The sequence below is a fragment of the Candidatus Nanopelagicales bacterium genome, assembly GCA_037045355.1.
Taxonomy (GTDB): domain Bacteria; phylum Actinomycetota; class Actinomycetes; order S36-B12.
Map to the genome: position 1 here is coordinate 209845 of JBAOHO010000026.1, position 13396 is coordinate 223240.

General features: G+C 65.9%; 13 protein-coding genes. 5 read left to right on the forward strand and 8 right to left on the reverse strand.

The genetic code is table 11. The annotated features are described in order from the left end of the window. The first annotated feature begins 144 nt into the window (after nucleotides 1-144). On the forward strand, nucleotides 145-2178 hold the full coding sequence (locus V9E98_13665; protein MEI2718011.1) for a thioredoxin domain-containing protein: 2034 nt from the start codon (nucleotides 145-147) through the stop codon (nucleotides 2176-2178). Here V9E98_13665 and V9E98_13670 read toward each other — a convergent pair. Together V9E98_13670 and V9E98_13675 are read right to left on the reverse strand one after the other, a co-directional pair. Then, nucleotides 2169-2336 carry a hypothetical protein gene (locus V9E98_13670; protein MEI2718012.1) on the reverse strand — a complete coding sequence of 56 codons (168 nt, stop codon included), beginning with the start codon at nucleotides 2334-2336 and terminating at the stop codon, nucleotides 2169-2171. The two genes, V9E98_13665 and V9E98_13670, sit on opposite strands and share 10 nt — an antisense overlap. 111 nt (nucleotides 2337-2447) lie before the next feature. Further along, entirely contained in the window at nucleotides 2448-3452 is a 1005-nt protein-coding gene (locus V9E98_13675; GenBank protein MEI2718013.1) for a fibronectin type III domain-containing protein, read from the reverse strand. 441 nt (nucleotides 3453-3893) lie between these two features. Here V9E98_13675 and V9E98_13680 point away from each other — a divergent pair, with 441 nt between their 5' ends. Together V9E98_13680 and V9E98_13685 are read left to right on the forward strand one after the other, a co-directional pair. Further along, nucleotides 3894-5129 carry a carboxypeptidase-like regulatory domain-containing protein gene (locus V9E98_13680; GenBank protein ID MEI2718014.1) on the forward strand — a complete coding sequence of 412 codons (1236 nt, stop codon included), beginning with the start codon at nucleotides 3894-3896 and terminating at the stop codon, nucleotides 5127-5129. A gap of 28 nt (nucleotides 5130-5157) precedes the next feature. Next, on the forward strand, nucleotides 5158-5457 hold the full coding sequence (locus tag V9E98_13685) for a hypothetical protein (GenBank protein ID MEI2718015.1): 300 nt from the start codon (nucleotides 5158-5160) through the stop codon (nucleotides 5455-5457). A gap of 15 nt (nucleotides 5458-5472) precedes the next feature. Here V9E98_13685 and V9E98_13690 read toward each other — a convergent pair whose 3' ends face one another. The 5 genes from V9E98_13690 to V9E98_13710 all read right to left on the reverse strand — a co-directional run bounded on the left by V9E98_13690 (nucleotide 5473) and on the right by V9E98_13710 (nucleotide 9160). Beyond that, nucleotides 5473-6465, reverse strand: coding sequence for a hypothetical protein (locus V9E98_13690; GenBank protein ID MEI2718016.1), 993 nt, complete (start codon nucleotides 6463-6465; stop codon nucleotides 5473-5475). Nucleotides 6466-6507: 42 nt separating this feature from the next. Continuing rightward, entirely contained in the window at nucleotides 6508-7002 is a 495-nt protein-coding gene (locus V9E98_13695; protein ID MEI2718017.1) for a hypothetical protein, read from the reverse strand. A 153-nt stretch (nucleotides 7003-7155) separates the two neighbouring features. After that, a complete protein-coding gene (locus V9E98_13700) occupies nucleotides 7156-7755 on the reverse strand; it encodes a rhomboid family intramembrane serine protease (GenBank protein ID MEI2718018.1) in 600 nt (199 codons plus the stop codon). Between the two features lie 99 nt (nucleotides 7756-7854). Next, complete coding sequence (locus V9E98_13705; GenBank protein MEI2718019.1) at nucleotides 7855-8424, reverse strand: TIGR03086 family metal-binding protein; 570 nt, start codon at nucleotides 8422-8424, stop codon at nucleotides 7855-7857. Nucleotides 8425-8452: 28 nt separating this feature from the next. Continuing rightward, nucleotides 8453-9160, reverse strand: a complete 708-nt coding sequence (locus V9E98_13710; GenBank protein ID MEI2718020.1) for a PIG-L family deacetylase — start codon at nucleotides 9158-9160, stop codon at nucleotides 8453-8455. 237 nt (nucleotides 9161-9397) lie between these two features. On the opposite strand from V9E98_13710, the gene V9E98_13715 reads away from it, so the two are divergent. Further along, a complete protein-coding gene (locus V9E98_13715; protein ID MEI2718021.1) occupies nucleotides 9398-9991 on the forward strand; it encodes a LemA family protein in 594 nt (197 codons plus the stop codon). A 10-nt stretch (nucleotides 9992-10001) separates the two neighbouring features. Next, on the forward strand, nucleotides 10002-12023 hold the full coding sequence (locus tag V9E98_13720) for a DUF2207 domain-containing protein (GenBank protein MEI2718022.1): 2022 nt from the start codon (nucleotides 10002-10004) through the stop codon (nucleotides 12021-12023). On the opposite strand, the gene V9E98_13725 is transcribed toward V9E98_13720, so the two are convergent. Continuing rightward, nucleotides 11934-13202, reverse strand: coding sequence for an NAD(P)/FAD-dependent oxidoreductase (locus tag V9E98_13725; protein ID MEI2718023.1), 1269 nt, complete (start codon nucleotides 13200-13202; stop codon nucleotides 11934-11936). The two genes, V9E98_13720 and V9E98_13725, sit on opposite strands and share 90 nt — an antisense overlap. Between the last annotated feature and the right edge of the window lie 194 nt (nucleotides 13203-13396).

A 13396-nucleotide genomic window follows, 5' to 3' on the forward strand; every position in this document is an offset into this window, starting at 1 on the left:
CTCACTCCCGTATCCGCGGGCCCCGGTCTCGGTGCGAAACACCCGACCGGACGCCCCTCGGCGCTTCGCCGCGCCTCCTTTCGGAGTTTGTCAGGTGTGGGCGGCGGAAGGCGGTCGGCGGCGAGGCGCGGAACAATCGGGGACGTGACGAACCGCCTCGCCAAGTCCTTGTCGCCCTATCTGCTGCAACACGCGGACAACCCAGTGGATTGGTGGGAGTGGGGGACCGACGCGTTCGCCGCGGCCCGGGAGCGGGACGTTCCGGTGTTCCTCAGCGTGGGGTACGCCGCGTGCCACTGGTGCCATGTGATGGCCCACGAGTCATTCGCGGACCCGGATACAGCCGCGCAACTGAACCGGGATTTCGTGTGCATCAAGGTCGATCGGGAGGAACGGCCGGACATCGACGCCGTCTACATGGCGGCAACTACTGCTTTGACCGGCCATGGCGGCTGGCCGATGTCGGTATGGCTGGATCACGATGGGCGGGTGTTCCACGCGGGCACATACTTCCCTCCTGAGCCCCTGCCCGGACGTCCGTCCCTGTGCCAGATCCTCGCTGCTGTGACCGAAGCGTGGACCGATCGCCGCTCCGAAGTCCTGCACTCCGCCGGCACCATCAACGACGCGCTGGCTGCGCGCGAGTCGCTCTCACCCTCGGATGCACGCACTGACCGAAGGGGGGTCCTGACAGCAGCGGCCCAGGAGTTGGCGGCTGGCTTCGACTCGGTGAATGCGGGTTTCGGTCGCGCCCCCAAGTTTCCCCCGGCCATGGTGTTGGAGTTCCTCCTGCGCTACCACGAGGTGACCGGTGACCAGCGGGCCCTCGACATGGTCTCGGCGACGTGTGAGGCGATGGCCCGTGGTGGCATCTACGACCAACTCGGGGGTGGATTCGCCCGCTACAGCGTCGACGACCGGTGGCGAGTGCCGCACTTCGAGAAGATGCTCTACGACAACGCGCTACTCCTGCGTGTGTTTACCCATCTGTGGTGCCGGACGGACTCCGACTTCATCCGGCGCATCGCCGAGGAGACCGCTCAGTTCATCGTCCGCGACATGACCACCGAGCAGGGGGCGTTCGCCAGCGCCCTCGATGCCGACGCGGTGCCCCAACAGGATCTGAACAGTGAGGCTCGCGAGGGGGCGTCATACGTGTGGACCCCAGACCAACTCGACGACGTGCTGGGTCGCGCCGACGGTGACTGGGCAGCCGAGCTGTTCGACGTGACCGTGGCCGGGACGTTCGAGACAGGTTCCTCGACCCTGACTCTGCGCGGTGATCCGGACGACCGGGTCAGATTCGATGATGTCCGCGAGCGACTGCTGGTCGCCCGGGGCACGCGCCCCCAGCCCGCTCGTGACGACAAGGTCGTCGCGTCCTGGAATGGCCTGGCGATCACGGCGCTCACGCAGGCCGGCGTGGTCTTCGACCGGCCCGACTGGGTGAGCGCAGCCGCCCGGGCCGCGGAAGCCATCAGTGAGCGCCACATCACCGACGACCACCGACTGCTGCGAGTGACGCTCGGGCAGCGCGTGGGCACAGCGGCAGGGACGCTCGAGGACTACGGGAACGTCGTCGAAGCGTTCGTCTGGGTCTTCGCGGCCAACGGTGACCACGCGTTCATCCGCCATGCGGAGATACTGACGCAGGTCCTCATCGACCGGTTCTCACTTTCCGAGGGAGGTTTCGCGGACACGGCCGACGACGCCGAAACTCTCGTCCGACGCCCCCGTGACCCTGCGGACAACGCCTATCCGGCCGGTAACTCCGCCGCCGCGATGGCTCTCATCACGATGGCCGCACTGACCGGCCGGGCCGATTGGCGTGCGGCCGCGGACTCGGCCTTGGACTCGGTCGGCGAACTGCAACAAACGCATCCGCGGTTCGCTGGATGGTCACTGGCCGCTCTCGCTGCCGACGAAGCCGGGCCGACCCAGATCGCCGTGGTGGGACAACCAGGTGATCAGGAGACCGTCGATCTGCGGCGTGCCGCGTTCCGCGGGGCCCGAGCCGGTGCGGTCATCGCTCTCGGCACCGGTGACCCGGTCGTAGCCCTCCTCGCGGACCGCCCTAGGCAACAGCACGCGACGGCGTATGTGTGTCGGGACTTCGTCTGTGAACTGCCGGTGCAACGAGATGACATGCTCGCCGAACAGTTGGAGCGTCAGCCCTGATCGAGCCCGTGTTCGCGGGTCTGCTTCTCGATGTTGCTCTGCTTGGCCTCGGCGTCGCGCCGATCCTCGTGGGCGAGTTCGCGGGTCACGGCCTCGTCGAACGATGCTTCTTCTTGCAGTTCCTCCGGCGATGGTTCGTTCGGGCTGGTGTCGGACATCGAAGGCTCCTGCCGTTGTGCTGGCTGTGACCGGTCCAATCTATCCAGCCACGCGATCGGGACGCTCCCGCCGCGTGACTTCGTCTTTGTCCCCGCGGCGGTTTGGTCGGCTCAGCGGATGCTGACCTTGGTCTCTGGGCCTGCGGGACCGGGTCCTGCGGGATTGACCGCGATGATTCGGAACCGGATGGTGTTGCCGGTGTCGGGCGACTTGACCTTGCCGCGCCACGACAGAGTTGTTGTGCGGGCGCGGTCGCGCCAACCTTTGCCGACGGAGTACTGGATCTGATAGGCCACAGCGGCACCATTCGTGGCGGCGGGTCGCCACCACATCTCCACACGCAGGTTGCCCTTGGTCGTGACGAAGAGCCGCCCCGGGGCGCCGGGAGCCGTGAAGGGAACGACGGCCCCTGATGCGCTCGACCAGTTGCCGACACCGACCGCGTTGATGGCCGCCACGCGGAACTGTTGTGCCACGCCAACCGGCAGGCTCGCGAACGAGTAGGTGGTCGCGGTGGATCCGGTGTGAGGCACGACGGTGCGCCAGTCTCCGGATCGTTCTCGGCGCTGGATGCGGTACGCGGTGATCGAAGTTCCACCGGTATCGGACGGTGCTTCCCACCGGATGGCGACAGTGCCCGGTTGCGAGGCGGTGGTCGGTGTCGTCGGTGCTGCGGGTGCGCCGAGCGGAATGATCGTGTTACTGGGGTCGCTGGGTGCGCTCGAGCCGACCGTGTTCGTCGCGACCACCCGAACCCGGTAGGCCACCCCGTTGGTCAGGCCCCGGATCCGTGCGGTGAGCGTGGGCGCGGGAATCGTGGCGACATCGAGCCAGGCACCTTCGGCGGACTCGAGTTGGACGATGTACCCGGTAAGAGTCGAACCGCCGTCGTCAACAGGTGCCTGCCAGCTCACGACTGCCGATCGGTTGCCGCGCTGCGCGACAGCCGCGGTGGGCGCGGTGGGGATCGTGACGGCGGTGATGTGGAGGTGGGACGTAACCCCCGATCGGTGTTTGGCGGCTCGGGGTGGGGAGGTATCGGCCGCCGCTGCTGTGCCCGACGTCGCTGCAACGATCATCAGTGCGGCGCAACCCGTGGCCGCGAAAGTCCGCATGAATCTTCCTCCGACCTGCTTCCCGAGCGGTGGGTGCTTGATGCTGCTGGGCGGCATTCCTCGTGGCCTCCAGTGTCAGGTCCCGTTTGCGTGGCTGCTTTTCCGTGGCTGCTTTCGTGTCCTTCCGTGGCTGCTCTTCGTGTCTTCTGTGTCCTTGTCTTCGTGGCCTTCTCTCCGTGGCCCCTGCAGCCAGCATAGGAGCGAGCGGCCCGGTGTCGGAACCGACGGTGTCGTGACCCTGCTGGGGCTCACGTTGCTGCCGGCAAGAGCCCGCGTTGTCGTCCCGCAAGAAACCTGCCGTGTCGTCCTCCTTTGGATCTTGTCGTCGTGGGGTGGAGGTAGCCTCGAAGGAGGTCCCACCAGTCGAAGTCGGCCAGCGGGGACTGGGTCAGTCCGAAATCGGCGAAATGGAATCGGAGTCGGATCGTGCGTCACCAGCGGATGACTGTCGTCCGGACTTTGGTCATTGCGTTGGCCCTCGCGCTGACGGTCCCTTGGGGGATGTCTCCGGCTGCGGTCGCCGCAGCGGGATCCGTGGGCGGTGCCGTTCGGACAGACGGCGGCGACCCGGCGGCGTATGCGCGCGTGTTGTTCTACCCGGAAGGCTTCACGTCGACCGACGATCCCGCCGAGTACCTGTATGAAACCGGCGCCGACGCGCAAGGTCGCTGGCAGGCGGAGGTGTCGGACGCAGGCATTCCACCCGGCCGGTATCTGGTCCGGGCGGTGGACGATTCCCTCGCTCGAACTGCTTGGTATCCGGGGGCAGCAACTCCTGAGTCGGCGAGAGTGGTCAGCGCAGTTACGGACAGCACCCAATCACAGATCGATGTCACGATCCCTGGTGCCCCACGTCTGTCCGGCGCCGTCACCAATGCGGCCGGAAACCCAGTGGTAGGGGCCACTGTCTCCCTGTTCCCGGTCGGAGCGACTCCCGATCTGGATTCTCCCGTCAACGTGGTGCTGACCGGCGCGGACGGCCGGTGGGCCATGGATATCGAGTATGTTCCCCCGGGGTCGTATCTGCTCCGGGCCGGGCACGGCGACTACCAGGCCCAGTGGTTCGATGCTGCGCCCGATGCCGCCCGCGCGACGCCGATATCCGTCGCTGGGACGTCACGTACCGGCCTTGACTTCCGTCTTGGTGAGTTGGGGCGTCTCGGTGGTGTCATCAGCGCCAATGGGGGTCGCTTCGCGGGACTGGTCGTGACCGCGCTGCCGCTGTTCGACCCGGGCCCCGAGTACGCGCAGGAGTTCACGATCGGCACTGGCGAGGGTGGCCGCTACGTCCTGTCTGGACTGCCCGCCGGTGATTACCTGGTCAGCGCGGAGACGGGCGAATGGGGGGGATTGCCCATGCGCTGGTACACCTCTGCTCGGACCGCGCAGGCTGCGAAGCCGGTCTCGGTAACGCCAGGTCAGCTCACCGGGGCCATCGACGTCGCGCTGGACTTCCAACCCAACTTCCCGGGCAAACCCCGAAAGAAACCCAAGGGGTTGAAGGTGCCCGCCGCGGTGCGCTCGACGACCGATGGATCCGGTGCGGGAATACGTCGGGCAACGCAAGTGCATCCACCACCCGCAGAAGGGAGCGGTCGCTCTGGCGCGGTTGATCAGGCAGCGCTACGGCCCCATCACGACGGGACTCAACCGGGCCTGCCTGAAGGATCAGAGTGAGCACTACGACGGGCGAGCCATCGACTGGATGGTCAACTCGCGCAACCGGGCACAGGCGCGTAAGGGTGACGACTTCGTCGAGTGGTTGACGATGTCCCGCGGCCCCCACATCGCAGCCATGGCACGTCGCCTCGGGATCATGTACCTGATCTGGCGCGATCGGGTCTGGAAGATCTACCAAGCCGAACTCGGTTGGCAGCCGTATCGCGAATGCCTCACGCCAGCGTTTCGGTCCCCGGCCAACGACAACGACTGTCACCGCAACCATGTGCACATTTCTCTGACCTGGGACGGCGCCTTGAAGCGCTCCTCCTGGTGGCGGGGTTGATCCGGCGACCCCTGCTTACCCCGCGCCCCGGTTCTTGGCACTCGAGTAGTACGCAGCGCGGCGGGCCCGCATGACCTCCCCCAAAGGTCGATGGGCCGCCAGTGCCTGCCAAGGGTCGAACCTGTCCGTCTCGACGTCCTTGGCGAGGTCTTGACCTTGCTCAGAGTCGATGTCCTGTTGGGGCAGCGTCAGTCGCGCCACGGGATGGAAGGGGCTCGCGTCGGTGGGCCAGGAGTGGCGGAGATCCTCGATAGGCGTGGTCTTGTCGTCGAGGTAGAACTGAACCTGGAGTTCGTAGGTCAGGTCATCGGTGCGCAGTCGTTGCGCCAGGTCCTTGTGGAAGTCCAAGGGCGCAGTCAGTCGTCGGCCGGCCCCCTTGGGCACCAACCGGACCTGCGCCGCATAGTCGCCGAAGGCGATCGGAGCTGCGCTGTGGAAGCGTGCGGTAGCGAACCCCGAGAAAGGTCGCGCGATATCCGCGGTCAAGCGGGCGAGCTCCACAGAGCCGGAGACGGGGCCGTGGGCGGCGATCAGATGCCGAGCCAGTGCCGCCTGTCCGCGGGCCACAGGCTCGATCAGGTCACCGAACTCGCGACTGCTGGTCAAGCCGAATGCCGGCCGGTTGATCAGGAGGAAGTCCTGCCGGTTCGTCCGGCCTCCCAGCGCCCCGGGTCCCGAGATCCGCCGGACGCTGAGGGCGAACCCCTGAATGTCGGGAACCACGTCAGCGTGTGGGGCGATGGCCCCGTGCGACATGCGCACGACCACCGGTTTGGACCCGGTGCGCGAGAACAGCCCCTGTCGCAGTTCCGGTTCCGACGCCGTGATGGTCAACTCGCCGTGGACTCCGGCGATCTGTTGGCGGTGGAACGCGCGGCCGGGCCCGAACCGGTCGTTCAGCCTCAGTTGGAGCCTTGAGATTCGCTCGCTGAGTTCGCGGTGGCGTGCCTCCTCATCTGGGCCCACCTCTTCGGTCCAGGTGGTACTGGGTTCAGGTGACAACGTCATGTCAGTCAGAGTCCCAAACCGACGAAGGGATGGCTCGCGCGATCAACGGCTGTCGCGCTTTGCCTGTCGCCTTGCACCCTGAGCCCGGCTCGAGGCGTTCCGCTTCGTCTTGCCCGCGCCTTTGGGTTTGCGGTTCGTGACCTGATCGGTGCCGGGTCGGTCGTTGCCGTGTTGTTGGGCACCCGGCCAGTCCCCGGGCGGGTTGGCGGCAGCCAGCCGTTCGGCTTTGAGTTGGTCGGCACGTGCCGCCGCGACATCTGCGAGTTCCGCGCTGACCCGGGCGAGGGCGTCTTCGAAGACCTCGACCCGACCGGCGCGGCGGGCGTTCTTCTGCTTGGCCAGGCCACGGCCACCCTTCTTCTTCACGTTGGCACTGCCCTTGCGCCGATAAATGGACACGTACTTGTTGCGGGCACGCCTGATCCGCTGGTGCAGTTCGATCAATTCCTCTTCGCTGAGCTTCGCCATCCGCTTCGGCTCTGCCTCACGGAGGAGGTCCTTCTCGGCGTTACCCAGGGAGTTGGTCAGGGCGTGCATGGGTTCTCCTCGGTGGGGCAGTGATCTCCTGAGGCTATCGGGCGGTGGCATTCGTGCACCAGGCGAGATCGGCCAGGAGCAGCGGGCAGCGGTGGTCGCGGATCGGGGGTAGTCCTGACCGTGGCTCGCAGTCCAGGGGCAACGACTCAAGGGCTAGGGAGAACTCGTGATTTGGCCCCGGCGGTCGGCGCTGACGAAGGCGGCGATGATGCCTGCGGCGAATCCGGTGAGGTGGGCTAGCCACGACACGCCCGCCGGAACCCCGAACGGGGTGGCGCCCAGGAGCAAGGAACCGTAGATCAGCAGAACGCCCGCCGCCACGAGGATGTCGATCCAGTCGCGAGTCAGAGCACCCCGAGCCAACAGGTAGCCCAGGAATCCGAAGACCAGTCCGCTCGCCCCGATGGTGATGGCGTTGCCCGGGCCCAGCAGCCACACCCCGACTCCGCCGAGCAGGATGATGATGATCGCGACGCTCCAGAACCGTCCCCCGGCCCGCCACGCAACCAGCGTCCCGAGGATGAGGAATGGCAGTGTGTTCGCGAGCAGGTGTTCGAACCCGCTGTGCAGGAACGGCGCCAGTGGGATCCCTACCAGACCGCTTGCGTCCCGGCTCTGGATTCCGAGGTAGTCCAAGTCCAGCGGCAGGATCAAATCGAGGAACTCGAGTACCCACATCACCGCCAGCAGGACCAGCACTGGCATCACGACCCGACTGCGCCGACCTGCCGCTGAGGAAGTTGTCTCGCTCACGGTCGAAGTATCCGTGTTGTGCTCCGATGCCGCCAGAGGAATCTCTCTGGGTCCCTGCCGCCGGGAGTTCACACCGCCGGGAGTTCCGGCCCGGGGAGTTCAGCCCGTGCGGCCCAACATTGCCAGTAGTCGGGCCTGGGTGCCGGCATCGGCATCGATCGCCAGGGGGGACCCGAACATCCCGCTGGCGCTCAGCATGTCCTGCATCGGCTCGACGGCGGCAACCGCCCACTGAGTCAACTCCTCGGGCATGGTCGCGTCGGCTCCCACGGCCGTGGCGAGGTCCCATCCGTGGATCAGTGCGTCCAGCGTCATCTGAGTGCAGTAGCCGACCGCGGACTCGTCACCGTAGGACAGGTGCACCTGACCCGCGAGAGCTCCGTCGACTGTGAAGGCCTCGATCGCGCCGTGTGTCGCCCGGTCGCAACTGGCGGCAGGATCCGTGCCCAACTGGTCACCGTCGAAGCTGTCACCAACCTCGGCGATCGTGCGACCGGCGAGCAGGGGGGGAGCCCACAGCATCTCAACGACAACGTGGTTCACCAGGGCTCGCACATCCCACTCGCTGCACGGGGTGGCAGCGGACCATTGATCATCGCCGACGAGACTCACTTGTTCTCGGAACATCGTGGCCGCACGCTTGAAGCGAGCTGCATCAGGATCAGTCATGAGATCTCCTTTGTGTGGACGGTCCCGTTCAGGTGGGGCCCGCTCGGATGAACGATTCCTCCGAGAACATGTCCCGCATCAAGGTGTCGCCCGCAGTCGCGAACAGCGCTTCGGTCTGGCTGGGCTGAGCCCGCAACGCCGCCCATTTGGCCCCCATCTCGGCATCGGTGAGCCGCAGCGTGATGGCCTGGTCGTCGGGCGCGGTGTCGGGAAGCGCATCGTTCATGAAGATGTCGAGTTCCAGGAGTCGGGTCAGGTGCCGGTCCATGAGGCTCTGCGCGTGAACGGCGTGCAGCACCTCCGGCTGAGGCTGAAGTGCCGCTGCCACTGCTCGTGCCCAGGCCGACACGGTCTGGTGGTCCGGGTGTCCCGTCATTCCTGTGGGGGCGAAGGTCACGATGGTGTCGGGTCGCCAGGTGCCGACCAGGTCCCCGATACGGTGCACCGCTTCGTGGGCGTCGACGTCGCGAAGCCCCCCATCGGGGTAGTCGAGCCAATGGTGTTCCCGGACGCCGATGATCCGCATTGCCTCGGCTGACTCCCGCGTGCGGACTCGGGCCAACGGCGGGCCTGGGGGCCAACGGGCGGGATCGGTCGATCCTTGTTCTCCGCGAGTGGCCGTCACGCACATGACCCGGTGCCCGGTGTTCATCGCGCGCATCATGACGGCGGCCGAGAGATAGGTCTCGTCGTCCGGGTGAGCCCAGATGCCCAGCACGTCTCCGAGGGAGTGCACGCTCCCACGCTAGGTCGGTGCCACACTCACTTCGAGTCCTCGGACCCGTTCGGTCGAACGGTCGCCCCCGAAACCTCACTCACAGACATGACCCTCGCCGACAGACACGACCCTCGCCGACAGGCAAGAACCTCACCCACAGACAAGCGCTTGGGCAGTCAGCGAAGGGCTACGGCAGTGGGGTACTCATCGGACGGCAATTGCCCCCGCCAGCGTTTGCGCCACTACTCTGCACCCATGGCAGCACTCATCGTCATCGTCGTGATCCTGGTCGTGCTCGGCATCGTCGCGGTGGTGATGTACAACTCCGTGATCGCGATCCGCAACAAGGTCGACGAGGCGTGGGCGCAGATCAGCGTCCAGTTGAAGCGTCGTCACGACCTGATCCCACCCCTCGTCTCGACAGTGAAGGGCTACGCGGGTCACGAGCGCGGCACCTTCGAAGCCGTCACCGAAGCGCGCAATGCGGCCATCAACGCCATGGGCTCTCCGGAGCAGGCGGGCAAGGCCGAAGAGCAGTTGTCCGGAGCATTGAAGAGTTTGTTCGCGATCTCGGAGAACTACCCCGATCTGAAGGCCTCGACAAACTTCGTCCAGTTGCAGGACCAACTGGTGGACACCGAGGATCGGATCGCGTTCGCCCGTCAGTACTACAACGATGTCGTCCGACAGTGGAACACCAAGATCCAGACCGTCCCCTTCAACGTCTTCGCGGGCATGATGAAGGCCGAGAAGGCGGAGTACTTCGAGATCGAGGACATCACCGCTTCGCGGATGTCCGAAGCGCTGTCGGCGGAGGACACCGCCAAGCCACCGACCGTCGAGTTCTGAGCGACCTCCCGTGTCGTGGGAACTGTGGTGGGTGGTCATACCCGCCGTTGTTCTGTGGGTGCTGAGCTATCGTTCGCGCGCGGTCCAGATCTTCGCCGTGATTTTGGCGGGCCTGACGGTCTGGCTCTTCCCCGTGGTGCGGGATTTCTTCACCGACGTCACGACGCAGGAAACCTCAGTTGTCCGCAACTACACGCTGGACTACGACATCGCCGCGGATGGGGACATGACCCTCGTCGAGACGATGGATGTCGAGTTCAACGAAACTCGGCGCGGGATCTTCCGGTTCTTCGACGAGTCGGATGGGACTGATCCGAATCTGCGGCACCCGGTGTCGGTCGAGTCGGTCAAGCGGTGTCCGACCAAGGGTTCGGAGAAATGCGTCAGCGAACCGTTCGAGACCTACTACGAGAATGGATTCCTGGTCGCGAAGATCGGATCCGCCAGTCGGCCCTATCCGCCGGGCACGGTGAACCGCTACGTCATCACGAGCAGCACCACGGATGTCCTGACCCAGACCGACGGGTCCGACGTTGCGCAGTGGTACTGGGACGTCATCGGGGCCGGTTGGAACATGCCCATTCGCAAGTCCACAGTGCAGGTCACATTCCCCGAGGCACCCAGTGCAGTGCGGTGCATCACGGATGCGGGACTCTGTGAAACGGCAACGGGTGACAACCCGCGGGTGATCACCGGGTCGTACGACAACCTGGACCCCCGAACTCCGGTGACCTGGCAGGCTGACTTGGACCCCGCGGGTGTGACCGCGGTCCCGGTGAGTGGTGCCCCTATCTGGTGGAAGTCCCCGCTCGCCCTGATCGCCGGCGCTGTGATGGCGCTGTTGCTTGGGCTCTTGATCTGGCGCCTGCGGGAACGACCTCCCAGCAAGGCGCCGGTCTTCGCAGCTCCGACTGACGACATCCTTCCCGCCGTGTGGACCTACAAAGAGGATGCGCCGGAGCACGGATTCCAGACCATGCTCATGCAGTTGCAGCAACTGCGGGTCCTGGATCTGACAGTGCAGCCCGACGGCCAGTACTCCGACGACGAACCGGATTGGGTCCAGGTGTCCCGCACTCGGGACCCGCTCCCCGGAGGCGTGTCGGGGGCCGCTGACTTCGTCAATCACATGGGCCTGGTGGCCCCCGGGCAGTCGGTCATGATCGAGAAGAGAAACGTCACCGTCGGCCAGCAGGTCCAGGCCACCGAGGGTGCGCTCTCGGTCGAGGCTGAGGAAGCCGCTCAGCGACTGGGACTATTCGCGAAGTCAGGCCTCGGGTTGTCGGTCCACATGGTCGCCACCCTGCTTCCGGCACTGTCGATAGTGATGACGGTCTTGTTCAACCAGCGATGGATCGGAGCCGCACTGCTCGTCCCGGCCGTGGTGGGGATCTGGTCCAGCCGTAGTCTGCGCACGGCTCTGACGCCGGCGGGAATGACCATGCGCGATCAAGTCTCCGGCCTGCGGACCGCGCTGAGCACTCCCGCATCCGTGGAGCGGTTCGACTACGCACTCAAAGCGCGCTACTTCGCGCAGTTTCTGCCGTGGGCCGTCGCGCTGGAATGCGCGGACGAGTGGGCCGAGGCCTGCAAACCGCCACCCGGAACCGAGGGGTCGGACTACGACCCGACCTATAGTCGCGGCGTGGACCAGCTACAACGCCAGCCACGCGATCTCGACCGCGGTCGCCAGCGTTTCGGCAGGTGCCGTCGCTGCTTATGCCGCCACACAGTCGTCGTCCAGCAGTGGCGGAGGGGGCTTCTCGTCAGGTGGCGGCGGCGGTGGAGGCGGCGGGGGTTCCTGGTAGCGGGAAGAGCTCTCGACGGACTGGTCGGGGTCGGGCTTCTCGGGGGTCGGGCTTCTCGGGGGTCTGGCTTCTCGGGGGTCGGGCTTCTCGGGGGTCTGGCTTCTCGGGGGTCTGGCTTCTCGGGGGTGGAGGTCTCAGTCAGCGAAGTAGTGGGACTTGCCGGACGCCAACTCGTGGGCCCAGGTGTGCAGAGCGTCCAAGCGATGGCGATCACCGGGCAGTAGGTAGGCATGCAGGCCCAGCCACATGCCGAATGCGATTGTGCCCGTGACCGGGTGATGTCGTTGTCCCATTTCGACGACGGCCGCATCATGGCGGACCATCGCCATGTCGCCCATGTCCCGATAGTGGAATGGCTTTGGTTCCCGTCCGCTGATCTGACGATGGATGTTGGAGCCGACATGGTGGCCCTGCTGCTTTGCGACAGATCCCAACTGAGGCAGCGACTTGTCCGCGTCAGCGGAGTTGTCCCCGATCGCGTACACGTTGTCGTAGCCGGGAATTCGCAGGTCGGGTCCGACGACGATTCGGTTGCCGCGCGTTCGTTGCGGATCGGGTGTCAGTTGCGGGTTGTTCGCTGTCAGGCCGCCGGCCCAGATGACGAGATCAGCGGGCAGCGTCGTCCCGTCGTCCAAGGCCACGCTGTCAGCGGCTACGGCAGTCACGGCCCGGTTCATGTGCAAAGTCACACCGACCGATTCCAGGGTTGTGGCGGCGAACTTCTGTCCTTCCACGGCCATGCTTGCGAGCGGGGCGCTGCCGTGGTCCACGAGGTGCAGGTCCGCGTTGGTGCTCTGGAACTGCGGGTACGTCCGGGGCAGCAGGTCATTCACCACGTCCGAGATGGCTCCCGTGATCTCGACTCCTGTGGCTCCTGCCCCCACCACGACGACTCTCAGCGCCGAGCCGCCCTCCACCAACTCCTGCAGACGGCGCTTGATCGCGTGTGCGTCAGGTCCGGTATAGAGCGGAAGTGCATGTTCCTCGGCACCGGGCACCCCGAAGAAGTTGACGGTGGACCCCGTGGCCAGAACGAGATGGTCCGCCTTGATGGTCCCACCTTCGGCGAGTTGGACCATGCGACTAGCGAGGTCGACCGCCGTCACACGTTCAGCGACGGTGTTGACCCCCTTCATCTGGCTGTAGTCGAACTTCAAATCTGCGGGGTCGATCAGGCCTGTCGCCGACTGGTAGAGCAACGGCTGGAACGTCTGGCAACCGTTCTGCTCGATCAACGTGACCGGTACGTGGTGACGCGCCAACTCGTGGGCGGCGTAGTAGCCCCCGAATCCACCGCCGATGATGACGGCCGCGGTGGACGAGTCAGCACTGCTGGGGGTCGCGGATGTGACTGCGGTGGTGGTGGTGCCGCTGCCGGCGGTGGTGGGGTCTTGGGGGGTCATGGGTGCTCCGAGAGGTTGCTGCCGACAGTAGACGAGAGCGCGACGCGGTGCGCGTTGTCACGCGTGTGCTGTGCAAGGGTCGCAGTGGCGTCAGCGCGCCCCCCAGCGCGGCGACCTCGCCACAGGGAGGCTGTTGCGGAATCGCGTGGTGGGTCTGCGCGGTGAGTCGGATGGTGTCGGTGGGCGCACTCCTG

Coding starts and splice junctions, on each gene's coding strand:
- V9E98_13670 (MEI2718012.1), bottom strand. CDS start 2,336: ATGTCCGACACCAGCCCGAACGAACCATCGCCGGAGGAACTGCAAGAA.
- V9E98_13675 (MEI2718013.1), bottom strand. CDS start 3,452: ATGCGGACTTTCGCGGCCACGGGTTGCGCCGCACTGATGATCGTTGCA.
- V9E98_13680 (MEI2718014.1), top strand. CDS start 3,894: ATGACTGTCGTCCGGACTTTGGTCATTGCGTTGGCCCTCGCGCTGACG.
- V9E98_13685 (MEI2718015.1), top strand. CDS start 5,158: ATGGTCAACTCGCGCAACCGGGCACAGGCGCGTAAGGGTGACGACTTC.
- V9E98_13690 (MEI2718016.1), bottom strand. CDS start 6,465: ATGACGTTGTCACCTGAACCCAGTACCACCTGGACCGAAGAGGTGGGC.
- V9E98_13695 (MEI2718017.1), bottom strand. CDS start 7,002: ATGCACGCCCTGACCAACTCCCTGGGTAACGCCGAGAAGGACCTCCTC.
- V9E98_13705 (MEI2718019.1), bottom strand. CDS start 8,424: ATGACTGATCCTGATGCAGCTCGCTTCAAGCGTGCGGCCACGATGTTC.
- V9E98_13715 (MEI2718021.1), top strand. CDS start 9,398: ATGGCAGCACTCATCGTCATCGTCGTGATCCTGGTCGTGCTCGGCATC.
- V9E98_13725 (MEI2718023.1), bottom strand. CDS start 13,202: ATGACCCCCCAAGACCCCACCACCGCCGGCAGCGGCACCACCACCACC.